The organism is Arthrobacter sp. CDRTa11 (assembly GCF_026427775.1).
GTDB lineage: Bacteria > Actinomycetota > Actinomycetes > Actinomycetales > Micrococcaceae > Arthrobacter.
Window position 1 is genome coordinate 2,754,851 of sequence record NZ_CP044532.1, and the last position, 13,249, is coordinate 2,768,099.

11 protein-coding genes are annotated in these 13,249 nt (G+C 65.0%); 4 read left to right on the forward strand and 7 right to left on the reverse strand.

From position 1 onward, the window contains the following. Positions 1–2: 2 nt before the first annotated feature. Genes bioA through bioB form a run of 3 tightly spaced genes read right to left on the reverse strand, consistent with a single transcriptional unit; the run spans position 3 to position 2,823 of the window. A complete protein-coding gene (bioA, locus tag F8G81_RS12335; RefSeq protein ID WP_267275032.1) occupies positions 3–1,445 on the reverse strand; it encodes an adenosylmethionine--8-amino-7-oxononanoate transaminase in 1,443 nt (480 codons plus the stop codon). Further along, positions 1,442–1,732, reverse strand: a complete 291-nt coding sequence (locus F8G81_RS12340) for a hypothetical protein (protein WP_267275033.1) — start codon at positions 1,730–1,732, stop codon at positions 1,442–1,444. The genes bioA and F8G81_RS12340 overlap by 4 nt, the downstream gene beginning before the upstream one ends. Next, positions 1,729–2,823 carry a biotin synthase BioB gene (gene bioB, locus F8G81_RS12345; RefSeq protein ID WP_267275034.1) on the reverse strand — a complete coding sequence of 365 codons (1,095 nt, stop codon included), beginning with the start codon at positions 2,821–2,823 and terminating at the stop codon, positions 1,729–1,731. The genes F8G81_RS12340 and bioB overlap by 4 nt, the downstream gene beginning before the upstream one ends. A gap of 171 nt (positions 2,824–2,994) precedes the next feature. Here bioB and F8G81_RS12350 point away from each other — a divergent pair, with 171 nt between their 5' ends. Further along, entirely contained in the window at positions 2,995–3,933 is a 939-nt protein-coding gene (locus F8G81_RS12350) for a 5'-3' exonuclease (RefSeq protein WP_267275035.1), read from the forward strand. Positions 3,934–3,952: 19 nt separating this feature from the next. Here the strand turns inward: F8G81_RS12350 and F8G81_RS12355 are convergent, their stop codons facing one another. From F8G81_RS12355 to F8G81_RS12365, 3 genes are all read right to left on the reverse strand, one after another. Then, the gene (locus tag F8G81_RS12355; protein ID WP_267275036.1) at positions 3,953–4,879 is read right to left on the reverse strand and encodes a dioxygenase; all 927 of its coding nucleotides are present in this window, start codon (positions 4,877–4,879) and stop codon (positions 3,953–3,955) included. Then, the gene (locus tag F8G81_RS12360) at positions 4,872–5,969 is read right to left on the reverse strand and encodes a maleylacetate reductase (RefSeq protein ID WP_267275037.1); all 1,098 of its coding nucleotides are present in this window, start codon (positions 5,967–5,969) and stop codon (positions 4,872–4,874) included. The genes F8G81_RS12355 and F8G81_RS12360 overlap by 8 nt, the downstream gene beginning before the upstream one ends. 103 nt (positions 5,970–6,072) lie before the next feature. After that, positions 6,073–7,077 (reverse strand): amidohydrolase family protein, encoded by a 1,005-nt coding sequence (locus F8G81_RS12365; protein ID WP_267275038.1) that lies wholly within the window; start codon positions 7,075–7,077, stop codon positions 6,073–6,075. A gap of 121 nt (positions 7,078–7,198) precedes the next feature. Between F8G81_RS12365 and F8G81_RS12370 the strand changes: the two genes are divergently transcribed. From F8G81_RS12370 to F8G81_RS12380, 3 genes are all read left to right on the forward strand, one after another. Further along, positions 7,199–8,758, forward strand: coding sequence for a bifunctional 3-(3-hydroxy-phenyl)propionate/3-hydroxycinnamic acid hydroxylase (locus F8G81_RS12370; protein ID WP_267275039.1), 1,560 nt, complete (start codon positions 7,199–7,201; stop codon positions 8,756–8,758). 3 nt (positions 8,759–8,761) lie between these two features. Next, positions 8,762–10,123 carry an MFS transporter gene (locus tag F8G81_RS12375; RefSeq protein WP_267275040.1) on the forward strand — a complete coding sequence of 454 codons (1,362 nt, stop codon included), beginning with the start codon at positions 8,762–8,764 and terminating at the stop codon, positions 10,121–10,123. A gap of 139 nt (positions 10,124–10,262) precedes the next feature. After that, positions 10,263–11,060: an IclR family transcriptional regulator gene (locus F8G81_RS12380; protein WP_267275041.1), complete on the forward strand. Its 798-nt coding sequence runs from the start codon at positions 10,263–10,265 to the stop codon at positions 11,058–11,060. A gap of 29 nt (positions 11,061–11,089) precedes the next feature. On the opposite strand, the gene F8G81_RS12385 is transcribed toward F8G81_RS12380, so the two are convergent. After that, complete coding sequence (locus F8G81_RS12385; protein ID WP_267275042.1) at positions 11,090–13,246, reverse strand: glycogen debranching N-terminal domain-containing protein; 2,157 nt, start codon at positions 13,244–13,246, stop codon at positions 11,090–11,092. Positions 13,247–13,249: the final 3 nt, after the last annotated feature.

The window sequence follows — 13,249 nt, forward strand, 5'->3', positions numbered from 1 at the left end:
ACTCATGCCCGGCCTCCAGCCGGCACAGGGACGCGCTCATGGACTTCTGCAACGGCGGCCCTCATGCCCGCGGTGATCTGTTCGATGTCCGCCGCGGTGCTGATGTACGGGGGCATGGTGTAGACGAGGTTCCGGAACGGACGCACCCAGACACCGTGCCGGATGGCGGCCGCGGTGACGGAGGGGACGTCGACGGCGTCGTGCAGTTCAATGACGCCGACGGCGCCGATGGTCCGGACCCCGGCTACGGCGTCGAGGTCCCGCGCGGAAGCGAGCCCTGCCTCAAGGCCGGCGCCGATCCGGGCCACATCCTCCCGCCAGTCTCCGGAGGCGAGAATGCCCAGGCTCGCGTTGGCCACCGCGCAGGCCAGCGGGTTGCCCATGAACGTGGGCCCGTGCAGCAGGGCGCCGGCTTTGCCGTTGGATACCGTGCTGGCCACGTCGGCGGTGCAGATCATGGCAGCGAGGGTCAGGTAACCGCCGGTCAGCGCCTTTCCCACGCACATGATGTCCGGAACCACGCCGGCATGATCGGCAGCGAAAAGCTCCCCGGTCCGGCCGAAGCCGGTGGCGATTTCATCGAAAATGAGCAGCAGGCCGTAGCTGTCCGCGATGAGCCGCAGTTCACGCAGGCATTCGGGCGGGTACGCGAACATGCCGCCCGCACCCTGGAGGACCGGTTCGACGATGATGGCCGCAAGCCCCTCGAAGCCGGAGGCCACGATGTCCCGGACCGCCGACGCCCACTGCTTGATGTTGCCAGCAGTGGCGTCTGCGGTGGCGCCTGCGGCAGCGCCACCGGTGGTGTCTGCGGTGGCGCCTGCGGCAGCGCCACCGGTGGTGTCTGCGGTGGCGCAGGCAGCCGCCGGCGGACGGGGCGCAAATACGTTGCCCGCCAGCAAACCCGGGAAGGCAGAGTGCATTCCGTCCACGGGATCGCAGACGCCCATCGCCGCGAAAGTGTCCCCGTGGTACCCGCCCCGGATGCTCAGGAAGCGCTGCCGTTGCGGAAATCCGCGTGCTGTCTGAAACTGCACCGCCAGTTTCAGTGCAACCTCCACTGAGACGGAGCCCGAGTCGGCGAGGAACACCCGCTCCAGGGGTGATCGTCCGCCGGCAGCCGGCGCCATCTCCACCAGCCGCTCGGCGAGCTCCACTGCCGGGGCATGGGTGAGGCCTCCGAACATCACGTGGCTGAAACTGTCCAGCTGCTCCCTGGCAGCGGCGTCCAGCACCGGGTGGCGGTAGCCATGGATCGCGGACCACCACGACGACATCGCATCCACCACCTCATGCCGGCTGCCGTCCTCGCCCCTGAGCCGCAGCCGCACGCCGTCGGCTGCCTCAACCTCCCAGAGCGGAAGGTCGGGAGAAGCCGGGGCATACGGATGCCATAACCGTGCGCGGTCCCGCTGGATCAGGCCTCTCTGAGCCTCCTTGCTCATGGCGCAATAACCCCATGGCGCGAGCAATCGGCCGACCAGCCCAGTGGAGTCACCTGTACTTTCATCCGGCGCCGGCACGTTACGCAGTAGCGCGGCGGTTCCATCGCGAGGCGCTCGCCGCAGCGGTGGTGGACGTCCGACGCCGGGCCGTCGCCGCCGTCGGACGGCTGGCCGCAGTGCCCGCAAAACCCGCCGGCTGGGCCCACACCGGCGAGGGACCCGGCCTGATCTTGCGAAGGCGGGGAGCCGTCGGGGACCTGCGGGGTGAGGGAGCGGTTGGGCATCATAGCGACTTCTGGAGTTCCTTGATGGGCATGTTGAGCTCGACCAGCAGGTTAAGGTCAGCTGTGGCTGGGCGGCCCAGCGTGGTGAGGTAGTTGCCCACGATGACGGCGTTGATCCCGCCCATCAGCCCCTCACGCGTTCCCAGATCGCCAAGTGTCAGTTCGCGTCCGCCGGCATAGCGGAGGACGGTGCGGGGCATGGCCAGCCGGAATGCGGCGATTGCCCGGAGGGCGTCCTTTCCATCCATGATCTGCTGGTTCTCCAGCGGCGTTCCCGGCCGGGGGTTGAGGAAGTTCAGCGGGACCTCGTGCGGTTCCAGGGCCGCGAGCTGGGCGGCCAGTTCGGCCCGCTGCTCCAAGGATTCGCCCATGCCGATGAGGGCCCCGCAGCACAGTTCCATTCCGGCGTCCTTGACCATGTTGCAGGTCTCGAGGCGCTCTTCGTAGCTGTGCGTGGTCACTACCTCGCTGAAGTAGCTGCGCGCCGTTTCCAGGTTGTGGTTGTAGCGGTGCACGCCCCACTCAGCCAGTTGGTCCACCTGGCGCTGGGTCAGCATGCCAAGGGAGCAGGCGATGTTGATCTCAACTGCTTCGTTGATGCGATCGATCGCGAACTTGATCTGGTTCATGAGCTTGATGTCCGGACCGCGGACGGCTGCCACGATGCAGAATTCGGTGGCTCCGGTGGCTGCCGTTTCTTTGGCGGCCTTGACGAGTTCGGGAATGTCGAGCCAGACGCCCCGGACGGGGGAGTCGAACAGGCCGGACTGGCTGCAGAAGTGGCAGTCCTCGGGGCATCCTCCCGTTTTGATGGAAATGATGCCTTCCACCTCGACGTCCTCGCCGCAGTGCTTGAGCCGCACCTCGTGTGCCAGCTGAAGGGCCGCCGGAAGTGCCTCGTCCGGGAGCCGGAGAATCTCCACCAGCTGGCTTTCGGTCAGCCCCACGCCGTCTTCCAGGACCTGTTTCCTTGCAATCCCCAGGATGGACGGCTCGGGTATCGCTGGCTCGAGGCTCGGCTCGAGGCTGGGCTGAAGGTTGGATGCCTCAAGTGTGGGGCCGGGGGTCATGGGAGGATCTGCCTGAATCGTCATTGATAGTCCTTTGCGCTGGCGGGAAAATGCCTCACAGCTGACGCTAGTTTTTCGCTGACCGATGGATTTTGGAGGGTACCTACAAGGAGGACGGCCAGAAGTTGGGCGGCCGGTCCTGTTCGAAACGCCGGCGGTCCAACCCCGCAGGACCTATCTGTGTCAGGATCAGTTATGCCTGACCGCCTGATGCTGCTGGACACTGCCTCGCTGTACTTCCGCGCCTTCTACGGCGTACCGGACACCATCCGCCGTTCCGACGGCACGCCGGTGAACGCCGTCCGCGGGCTGCTGGACATGATCGCCCGGCTCACCACCGACTACGGGCCAACGCATCTCATTGCTTGCTGGGACGACGATTGGCGTCCGCAGTGGCGCGTGGACCTTCTCCCCAGCTATAAGTCGCATCGGGTGGCAGAGGTGATAGTTGGCGCCTCCGACGTGGAGGTGGTGCCGGACGCTCTGGAGGCGCAGCTTCCGATGATCCGGCGGGTGCTTGACCTGGCCGGGATCGCCGTGGTGGGGGCTGCCGAGCATGAGGCCGACGACGTTGTGGGCACCTACGCCAGCCACGCCGCGTTGCCGGTGGACGTTGTCACGGGGGACAGGGATCTCTTCCAGGTCGTCGACGACGCCCGCCAGGTGCGGGTCATCTACACCGCGCGCGGGATGAGGAACCTTGAAGTCATTACCGAAATCGTGGTGGTGGGCAAGTACCGTGTGCTGCCGCAGCAGTATGCGGACTACGCAACCCTGCGCGGCGACGCATCAGACGGGCTGCCGGGCGTTGCCGGCATCGGTGAGAAAACCGCGGCTTCGCTGCTCAAACAGTATGGGACGCTCGAGCGGCTCCTCGAAGCGGCGGCAGATCCGGGAAGCGGGCTGTCAGCATCCGTGGGGTCCAAGCTTGCGGCGGCAGCGGAATACCTCAAGGTCGCCCCCGCCGTCGTGAACCTCGTGCGCGACCTTGAGCTGCCCACCCTGGAGGAATCCGGCGCGCAGCTGCGCGCGGTGGCCGGCGAGCCGCGCGCCGAACTGCAACGGCTCGCCACCGAGTGGAACCTCGGCGGATCAGTCACGCGGCTCCTCGAGGCGCTCGACCGGCACAGCTGAGGAAGGGATTCGCCCCGGCTCAACTCGTGGCCGGGGCGAGGACGATATCAAAGCGTACACGCGCCCATTCCTGGCCTTCGAGGTTCCGGCCGCCGGGAGCCGGGGTTCCCGCAGCCTGGGGCTCGAATCTTTTGATCAGCGATTCCTTAACCCCGAAGACACTGTCGCCGATGTCGATTTGGGGATCACCCTCAACGAAGATGTGCGTCACCAGAGTTCGCAGCCCTTTCGCCGTGACCATAAAATGCAGATGGGAGGCCCGTACCGGTGAGCGGTGGGTGGCCTCAAGCAATCTCCCCACCGGCCCGTCGTGCGGGATGGGGTAAGGGGTGGGCGTCAGTCCCCAGAACGCGTACTTCCCGTCCTGGTCTGCGAACAGGTGGGCCCGTCCGGCCACCCTGTTGTCTGTGTACTGCACATCGTAGAAACCGTCCTCGTCCGCCTCCCACACCTCGATCCGCGCACCCGGGACGGGTTTGCCTTCGGTATCGGTAACGGTGCCTTCCACCCAGCAGGGCTGGCCTGCGGCATCTCCCGCGATATCGCCGCCGACCGGAATCCCGGGGGCATCATTGACGAAGAACGGACCGAAAACCGTGGCCTCGGTAGCGGTTTTGTGGGTCTGGTTGTTCACCGCAATGGTCTGCATGGAGGCCCCCAGGACGTCGGACAGCAGGATGAATTCCTGCCGGTTTTCGTCCGTGATATGTCCGGCGGCTGTCAGGAACGCGATCCCGGCATTCCATTCCTCCTCCGTCAGGCGGACTTCGCGGATGAAGTTATGCAGGTGCCGGGTCAGGGACTGCATCAGGTCCTTAAGCCGGGGGTCCTCGGTGTTGTCGAAGGACGCGACGACGGTGTCCACGAGTTCCTGTTCGACGGCGGCCTGCGCGGCTGTGACGGACGGCATCAGCGCGGCCGCGGCGGTGCTGGATGTTTCAGGCATGGCTGGATTCCTTTCTGGGCATGCTCGGAGCGGCAGGCGTGGTTCCGACGTAAGCGGCACGGAGGAGGTGTTCGAGCTCCATCGCGGAGACAGGACGTGGGTTGGAGCCCGGGATGGCCGGCAGGATCAGCTCCACGGCCTGGGGGATGGCGGCCTCTGCAAGACCGTGGTCTTTCAAAGCGGTGGGCGCCGCCAAAACTGAACGCAGGGCCTCAAGCCCGGCGACGGCGTCGGCGGTTCCCAGCGCGGCGGCAATCCGGCGCTCCGCGTCAGGGGCGAACGGGGCGTTATAGGCCAGGACGTGGGGCAGGACCACGGCGTGGGTTTCGGCGTGCGGCATGTTGTACGCCCCGCCCAGGACGTGGCAGATCTTGTGGTGCATTCCGGAACCGGCGGAGGCAAACGCCACCGCTGACAAGTACGCGCCGTAAAGGGCCTGCTCCCTCCCGGCCAGATCCTGGGGGTTGTGCTTGATCAACGGGAGGCCGCCCGCAAGGGCGCGGATGCCTTCGGCGGCCAGTGCCTGGTTGATGGGATCAGCCCGCGGTGCCCACATGGAATCGATGCAGTGCGCCAGGGCGTTCAGTCCGGATGCGACCGACAACCCGGCGGGCAACGACAACGTCAGTTCGGCGTCGTAGATCACTGACACAGGCAGGACATGATCGTCCACGCCCGTTGTCTTTCGGGACGCCTCCGTCAGGCCCCACACATTGGTGGCTTCGGATCCGGCGTACGTGGTTGGCACAGCAATGATCGGAAGATGGGTGGTCAGGGCGATGGCCTTCGCCAGGCCAGTGGTTGAACCGCCGCCAACGCAAACAACCAGATCGATTCCGTGCGCAAGCGCGGCGGCGCGCGCCTTCTCCGCCTTCCCAACCGGCACATGCGGTGCCACATCGTTGTAGTACAGGACGACGTCGATCCCCGCGCACAGCTTTTCCACCAAGGGTGCTTCGGAACTTCCGGCGATCACCATCACCCGTCCGGCGCCCAGGCGGCCCACTTCGGCACTCAGGTGGGCCGCAGCCTTTCCTGCGCCAAAGAGGACGCGCTGCCCAAGGGTCACATGCTCAAACGTCACAGTCATTTTGGTGTCACTGTCATTTCGGAATCACTGTCATTTTCGGTGTCGCAGCCATTTCCTGCTTACTCCTGCTCTCATCGTCTCCTGAAGGCTGCCGGCCAGGGCACTATCTGGCCGCCGCCACCAGACCGGGTGCAGCAGTGGCAGAGTCACCCAGGCGCAGCAGCTTCTCGGCGTTGCGGAAACTGATCTTCTCCCGGTCGGATTCGCTGATCGGCGCGTTGTCCAGGAACTTCGCGGCGTCTTCGATGGTTTCGAACGGGTAGTCCGTTCCGAAGAGGATGTGGTCCGCACCGATCGCGAGCATGGCGCACAGCAGCGGAGCCGGCGAACACACACCGCTGGTGGTGATGTAGAGGTTGTCCCGAAGGTATTGCGACGGTTTGCCCTTGGCGAGCTCGATGCCATGGTGGTTGTGGAAGTCCCAGCGGGAATCAAGGCGCCAGAGGACGTAGGGCAGCCCCTCGCCCATATGCCCCAGCAGGAGCTTGGCGTTGGGGAAATCGTCAAAGACCCCGCCAAAAATCAGCCGCAGGGCATGGGTGGACGTATCAATGCCCCAGCTCCACATGGGTCCTACCAGCTCCGGATGGCCGCTGAGCACGTCGGCGGTGTCCACACCATTGGCCGGGTGCAGATACAGGGGAACGTCCAGCCCTTCGGCCATCTCCCAGACGATACGCAGCCGGGGGTCGTCAAGGTACATGCCGTTGGTGTGGGCGTTGACCAGCGCCCCTTTCATGCCGAGGTCCTTGACAGCTCGTTCCAGCTCTTGTGCCGCTGCCTGTGGATCCTGCAGCGGGAGGGCGGCGAAGCCGGAGAAGCGGGTAGGGCGTTCAGCCATGACTCCGGCAAGGAAATCGTTCACTGTTTTGGTTTTGGCTACCGCCGTGGCCGGGTCCCTCTCGGCCTGGATGCCGGGGGAGTTCAGGGACAGGACTTCCATGTCGATGCCGTGCAGGTCCATCTCCGGGAGGCGCTCCTCCGTGAAGTCCAGGAGGCGCCGGGAGGCATCCGCCCAGGCATGGGGCTGGGCAATGGAACTGGTGCTGTTCCCGTAGCCGACGAGGTCGGGGGTGACGAAGTGTTCTTCGAGGGCGATCTTCTTCAAAACGAGCTCCTTTGTCCACTGACAATCAATTCACTTATATGCATTGACTTCACTAATAATGAATCCTAACCTGTGAGTGTGTCAAGGATCACAGCAGTGGTCCGATCCAAGGACTTGAGGGATGACGATGGAGAAATTTGATGTTGCCGTTGTGGGGTACGGCCCTGTAGGGATGGCCATGGCAGCGCTGCTGGGCCAGGCAGGCCACACAGTGGTGGTGCTGGAGAGATACGCCGGCCTGTATAACCTGCCCCGCGCTGCGATCTTCGACGACGAGACCATGCGCACCTTCGCCCGGCTTGGCATCGCTGACGCGCTGCTTCCCAAGGTCAACGCCCAGCGCAATTACGAATGGCGCAACGCCGCCGGTGAACTTCTGATCGAGCATGAGTTCGCGCTGAAGGGCGCCTCGGGCTGGGCAGAGTGGTACATGATGTACCAGCCCGAGCTGGAGGAGGCGCTTGACCGGCTGTGCCGCTCCATGCCGAATGTGACAGTACGGTTCAACTCGCCCGTTGACGGGTACGCCGAAACGGCCGACGGTGTGGCGGTGAAGGGACCCGGCGGCGCAGTGGTGGCCGGCTACGTTGTGGCGTGCGACGGCGGCAACGGCTTCACGCGCGGCTGGCTTGGATCCGGGATGGAAGACTTCGGCTTTTCCGAGCCCTGGCTGGTGTGTGATTTCCGGCTCACCGGTGACGTGGACCTTCCCCATGCACGGCAGGTCTGCGATCCCCGCCAGCCCCAATCGATCATTTCGCTGGGGCCGTCCCACCACCGGTTCAGCTTCATGCTGGACTCCGAAGAGGCTTTCCTGGTGGAGCGTGATCCGCAAAGAGTGTGGGCGCGCGTGGCCAATTACCTTGCACCGGACCAGGCGGAGCTCATCCGGGTGGCCACGTACACCTTCCGTTCCCTGATCGCCGCATCCTGGCGGCAGGGGAGGATTCTGCTGGCAGGAGACGCTGCACATCAGATGCCGCCGTTCCTCGGCCAGGGGATGTGTTCCGGGATCCGGGACGCCCAAAATCTGGCGTTCAAACTGGACCTTGTACTCACGGGCAGGGCCGAGGAGACTGTCCTTGACAGCTACCAGACCGAGCGCGAGCCCCATGTTGCGGCGGTTGTCCACAAGGGTATCGAGCTCGGCAAGGTCCAGACCATGCGTGATCCTGAGAAAGCCCGGCAGCGCGACGTCCAGTTCCTGGAGAACCGCCGGAACAATATGAAGCCGGAAAAACTTCGCTTTCCGGGGCTGGGACCGGGGTTCCTGGCAACAACCGGGCATCCCGCCAACGGGCGGCTGTTCATCCAGGATGAGGTCCGGACCAACACTGCCGCCGGCCGCTTCGACGAAATCTTCGGCTACGGATTCCGGCTGCTCTGTGATGCCCAGTGGTATTCAAAGAACATCGCGCCTGGCGCTGACGTCCTCGACGGCAGCCCGGGAGACGTCGTCGTTATTGACCCGGACACAGGGGACGTCAGCGGATCCTTTGCCGATACCAACGGCACCTACCTGGGGTGGTTCAGGGACAACGCCTGCGCCGCCGTCCTTGTCCGCCCCGATTTCTATGTCTTCGGGGCCGCCAGTATCACCAGCGGGTACCAAACCCTGATCCGCGATTACCGCAAAGCCTGCTCAACGGTGAGCAGCACGGCCACATCAGTAGGAGTCTGAACCATGTCAACAACCAATAAGAGTGACGTCCAAGGGAATCTCCGCACCATCACCGAACGGACCCTGCTCGCCATCGCCTTCGTTATCGCCGCGCTGGAAGGCTACGATCTTGCCGTGTACGGCGTTTCCGTCCCCGCTCTGCTGGGTGACACGTCGCTGAACGTAGACAAGGCGTCGGCCGGCGCGCTGGGTTCAGTCGTCGGCGCCGGCATGCTGATAGGCGCGGGCCTCGCCGGTGCCCTGATGCGTCGGATTGGCGCACTGCGGCTGATCCTGGCCAGTTGCCTCGTCTTCTCAGCCGGCATGTTGATCTCGGCAGTCGCGCAGAACGTTGTTCTTTTCGGGGCGGGCCGGGCCCTCGTGGGCCTGGGACTTGGCATCGTCCTGCCCACCCTGCTGGCCTACGTGGCGGACCTCTCCGTCCCGCAGCACCGTAACCGGAACACCGGCATCGTGATGGCCGGGTACGCGGCCGGCGGTTTGGCAGCGCCCCTGCTCGGCGCGGCGCTGCTTCCGGCCACCTCTTTCCGGTGGCTGTACATCATTGGTGTGCTGCCGGTCCTGGTCATCCTGCCCTTCGCCTGGAAACTGCTGCCCGTGCCGCCGGTCCACCTCCTCCGGATCGGCCAAACAGCACAGGCGCACCGCATGAGCGAGGCCATGGGGCTCCCGACGCCGGTGCTCGCCTTGGCAGGAAAGCGGCACCTCGCCGGCATTGGCCCGCTGTTTTCCCCCGGCGTGGGCGTGGCCACGCTGCTCTTTTGGATGATGACCTTCTGCGGACTGCTCCTGGTCTTCGGCATCACAGCCTGGCTTCCCACCATGATGCAGGCCAGCGGCTATTCCCTGGGATCGGCCCTGCTCCAGACGGCCGCCATGTGGATCGGCGTGGCCGTGGGCGTCATCATCGGCGGACGCATCGCCGATGCGATCGGCGCGAAGCCCGTGGTGGTTGTCGCGTTCCTCACCGGGGCTGTCAGCCTCCTGGTTATGAGCCTGAATCCCAACGTCGTGGTCCTGTTCATCTTTATGTTCCTCAGCGGCGTGGGCTTCATCGGGTCCCAGATTCTGGTCAACGGATTCATCCTGACCCGCTACCCGGATGATATCCGTGGCAGCGGACTGGCCTGGGCCCTGTCCTTTGGCCGGATGGGTGCCATTGTGGGCCCGTCCCTGGGTGCCTGGGTCATGACCTCAGGATTGTCAGTGGAGTGGAACTTCTACGCCTTCGCCATCCCGGCAGTGATCGGGGCTTTCGCGTCGGTCCTTGTTCCCCAGGTGAAGGTTAAGGCTGCAGCAGTCCCTGCTCCTGAACTGCCTGCCCAGGAATTGCCCGCCCTCAAGGTGCCCGCTCCCAAGGCGTAGCTCGGCCAAGTCCACACGTAACAAGTACACTGGCCGCACCCCGTCCCTGCCTTCAGGCCGGCCGGGGTGCGTCCATTTCTGCTTTTCAGATCCGGGAAATGACCAGGCGCCGGAAACAGACACAGGGGAGTGAGCGGTTTTGAGCGAATCGGACCAGGAGTCAGCCGCCGAACGGCAAGGCATCCAGTCTGTTGAGTTGGCGATGCGCATACTCAAGGCACTGGAAGACGGGGGTGGGCCCATGCCGCTGTCCGAAATTGCCGAGCGGAGCGGCTTCCAGCCCAACAAAGCCCACCGCTACCTCGTCAGCCTGGTCCGCTCCGGACTTGCCTCACAGTCGCCCAAGACCGGGAGGTACGATTTTGGCGCCGCGATGCGCCGCCTTGGCGCCGAGTCGCTGCGCCGGACCAATGAAGTATCGGTGGCCTCGGATTACGCCATGAGGCTCCGCGACGCCTGCGGGCACTCGGTCAATCTTTCTGTCTGGGGCGAGGACGGGCCGGTGGTGGTCAGATGGGACTATGGCTCCCATGTCCTGCCGTTCAACGTCCGGGTAGGGGCCAAGCTGCCCATGCTGACTTCGTCCGGTGGCCTGATCTTTCTTGCCTACCTGCCGGAATCCATGTCAGCGGCGGTGTTGGCTGCCGACCGTGCACGCCTGAGCGCTGAAGCGTACTCCGATGCCGATGTCAGCCGAAAGCGCCGGGAAGTCCTGCAGGCGGGATATGCGGTCACGTCCGGAGGCATTATCCCCGGGGTTTCTTCGGTGGCGGCTCCCGTCTTCTCGTCCGTTGACTCGCTTCCGCTGGCCATCACCGTGGTCTTCCCGGCCGAAGACGTGGACAAGGCGGAAATGGACAGGGTGACAGCGGAGCTGCTGCAGACCGCACGCACCATTTCCCAGGAGCTGGGCGTCTCCTCCGACAAGGCGTCCTGACGGAGGCCCCAAGTCAGGAAGCCACGCGCCTAGACGCGTTGGTCAGGGGCATCCAGCAGGGCTGCCAGCGGAGGCCTTGTTCCCCTGCGGAACATCATCCCCTCCGGCAACCCCTCTACTGCGACGCGTGATCCGGACACATCGATGGTCACCCGTGCCCCGCCCACGGGCAGGTTGGTGGTGTGCAGACTTCCCCAGGACTTTGGCAGCACGGGATCCATCCACAGCGCGCCCCGGGAGACGTGCGCCTCATAGCGCAGCAGGCTGCGCATAATCATCACCGGGGTGGCCGACGCCCACGCCTGCGGGGAACAGGCGGTGGGATAGGGCAGAGGTTCCGGACACTCGGACCGGCTGAATCCGCAGAACAGTTCGGGGAGCCGGTTATCCGTGTATTCGGCTGCCTTCATGAGGGCCGAGGAGAGCTGCTGCGCCTCCTTGACGAAGCCATAGCGCATGAAACCCGCCACGATGAGCGCGTTGTCATGCGGCCACACGGATCCGTTGTGGTAGCTGACCGGGTTGTAGGCACCCATGTCTGTTGCCAGGGTCCGGATGCCCCAGCCACTGAACATCTCCGGGGACATCAGCCGGCGGACAACCAGGCGCGCCTTGTCCTCATCCACGATGCCGGACCAGAGGCAGTGGCCCATGTTGGAGGCACAGGCATCAACCGGCCGTTTGTCCCCGTCCAGTGCGATGGCGAAATACCCCTGCTCCGGCAGCCAGAACTGTTCGTTAAACTGCTTCTTCAGCCGCTCTGCCCGGTTCCGGAGGTCGGCTGCGAGCGCCAGGTCACCGGCGTCGTAGGCCATCCACGCCCGGGCGATGTACGCACTGTAGACGTAGCCCTGTACCTCGCACAGGGCGATGGGCGCCTCGGCAATGCGGCCGTCGGCAAAATTGATCCCGTCCCAGGAGTCCTTCCAGCCCTGGTTGATGAGGCCGTGCTCGTTCAGGCGCTCATACTCGACAAACCCATCGCCGTCACGGTCGCCGTAATCACGGATCCAGTCCAAGGCGCGGTCGGCATGCGGCACCAGGGCGGCGATGTCCCCGGCGGCAAGCCCCCAGTGGCTCGCTTCGCCCAAGAGGGTCACGAACAGGGGAGTGGCGTCGGCGGTGCCGTAATAGGCGGATCTGCCGCCCAGCGCAAGGCCGGTCCCGACGTCGAGCCGCACCTCGTGCAGGATCCGTCCCGGTTGCTCTTCGGTCAGCGGATCCACTTTGGCACCTTGGCGGTCCGCCAGGGTTTGCAGCGTTCCCAGGGCCAGCGTTGCGTCCACCGGAAGGACCATAAAGGAGGACAACAGCGAGTCCCGCCCGAACAGGGCCATAAACCACGGGGCCCCTGCCGCGACGACCATCCGGTCAGGATGGTCGGGGTCAACGATGCGCAGTGCGCCGATGTCGTCATGGCTGCGCAGCAGGCTCCGCTCGATGGACGGATTGCCCACTCGGGGAAGCGGGATTCGTGCCTCCCAGGTCCGCTGAAGCCGCTCCTGCGCCGAGATCATGGCGGCAGAGAGGGCGACCGTCGGCAGGCCGGCGTCCACTTCAGTTTCTGCTGTCAGCGGCAGAACGGTGGCCCGCACTGTCCACTTTCCATGCGGCGGGATGGTCATCCCCACCACGAAGCCTTCAGCGCTGGCTTCGGCATCGCGCATGCGGACAACGATGCCCTTGCGTGTCTCCTGCCAGGCCGCCTCGATCGTCACCGAACCGGACTTAAAGCGCCTGCTCTGTTCCCAGACGCGGTGGAACCGGCCGTCCTTAACCTCGAACAGGTCGGCGAAATCCGCTTCCAGTGACAGCGCAATCTCACAGGGCGCAGGCTGGAGGGAATAGTTGCTGACAGTGATGTCCTCCACGATGCCGGCACCCAGCTCACGCTTCCGCTGGACCGTCAGGGGGCTGTCGGCCCGGCCGTCGGAGCGGGCTGCCCTCCCGATATAGGTGCCCTGGTACGGGGAAGGGGTCCACGCACCCAGCGGCTCCAGCGGCTGGCCGTTTACCGTGATCGCCCAGCGCGACAAGATCCTGGTATCCCGGTAGAAAACGCCGTGCGGATGGTGCGGGAAGATGTCACCGTTGGGAAGGGAGATGCAGAAGGACGATCCTGCGACAAGGGTTACCGCGCCCTGGCCGGTGGATCCTGCGGCGTTGTCTGCATTCCATCCGGCCATCCC

Excerpts from the sequence above, each read along its gene's own strand:
- F8G81_RS12385 (WP_267275042.1), bottom strand. The coding sequence starts at position 13,246 with ATGGCCGGATGGAATGCAGACAACGCCGCAGGATCCACCGGCCAGGGC.
- F8G81_RS12375 (WP_267275040.1), top strand. The coding sequence starts at position 8,762 with ATGTCAACAACCAATAAGAGTGACGTCCAAGGGAATCTCCGCACCATC.
- F8G81_RS12360 (WP_267275037.1), bottom strand. The coding sequence starts at position 5,969 with ATGACTGTGACGTTTGAGCATGTGACCCTTGGGCAGCGCGTCCTCTTT.
- bioB (WP_267275034.1), bottom strand. The coding sequence starts at position 2,823 with ATGACGATTCAGGCAGATCCTCCCATGACCCCCGGCCCCACACTTGAG.
- bioA (WP_267275032.1), bottom strand. The coding sequence starts at position 1,445 with ATGAGCAAGGAGGCTCAGAGAGGCCTGATCCAGCGGGACCGCGCACGG.
- F8G81_RS12350 (WP_267275035.1), top strand. The coding sequence starts at position 2,995 with ATGCCTGACCGCCTGATGCTGCTGGACACTGCCTCGCTGTACTTCCGC.
- F8G81_RS12355 (WP_267275036.1), bottom strand. The coding sequence starts at position 4,879 with ATGCCTGAAACATCCAGCACCGCCGCGGCCGCGCTGATGCCGTCCGTC.
- F8G81_RS12370 (WP_267275039.1), top strand. The coding sequence starts at position 7,199 with ATGACGATGGAGAAATTTGATGTTGCCGTTGTGGGGTACGGCCCTGTA.
- F8G81_RS12340 (WP_267275033.1), bottom strand. The coding sequence starts at position 1,732 with ATGATGCCCAACCGCTCCCTCACCCCGCAGGTCCCCGACGGCTCCCCG.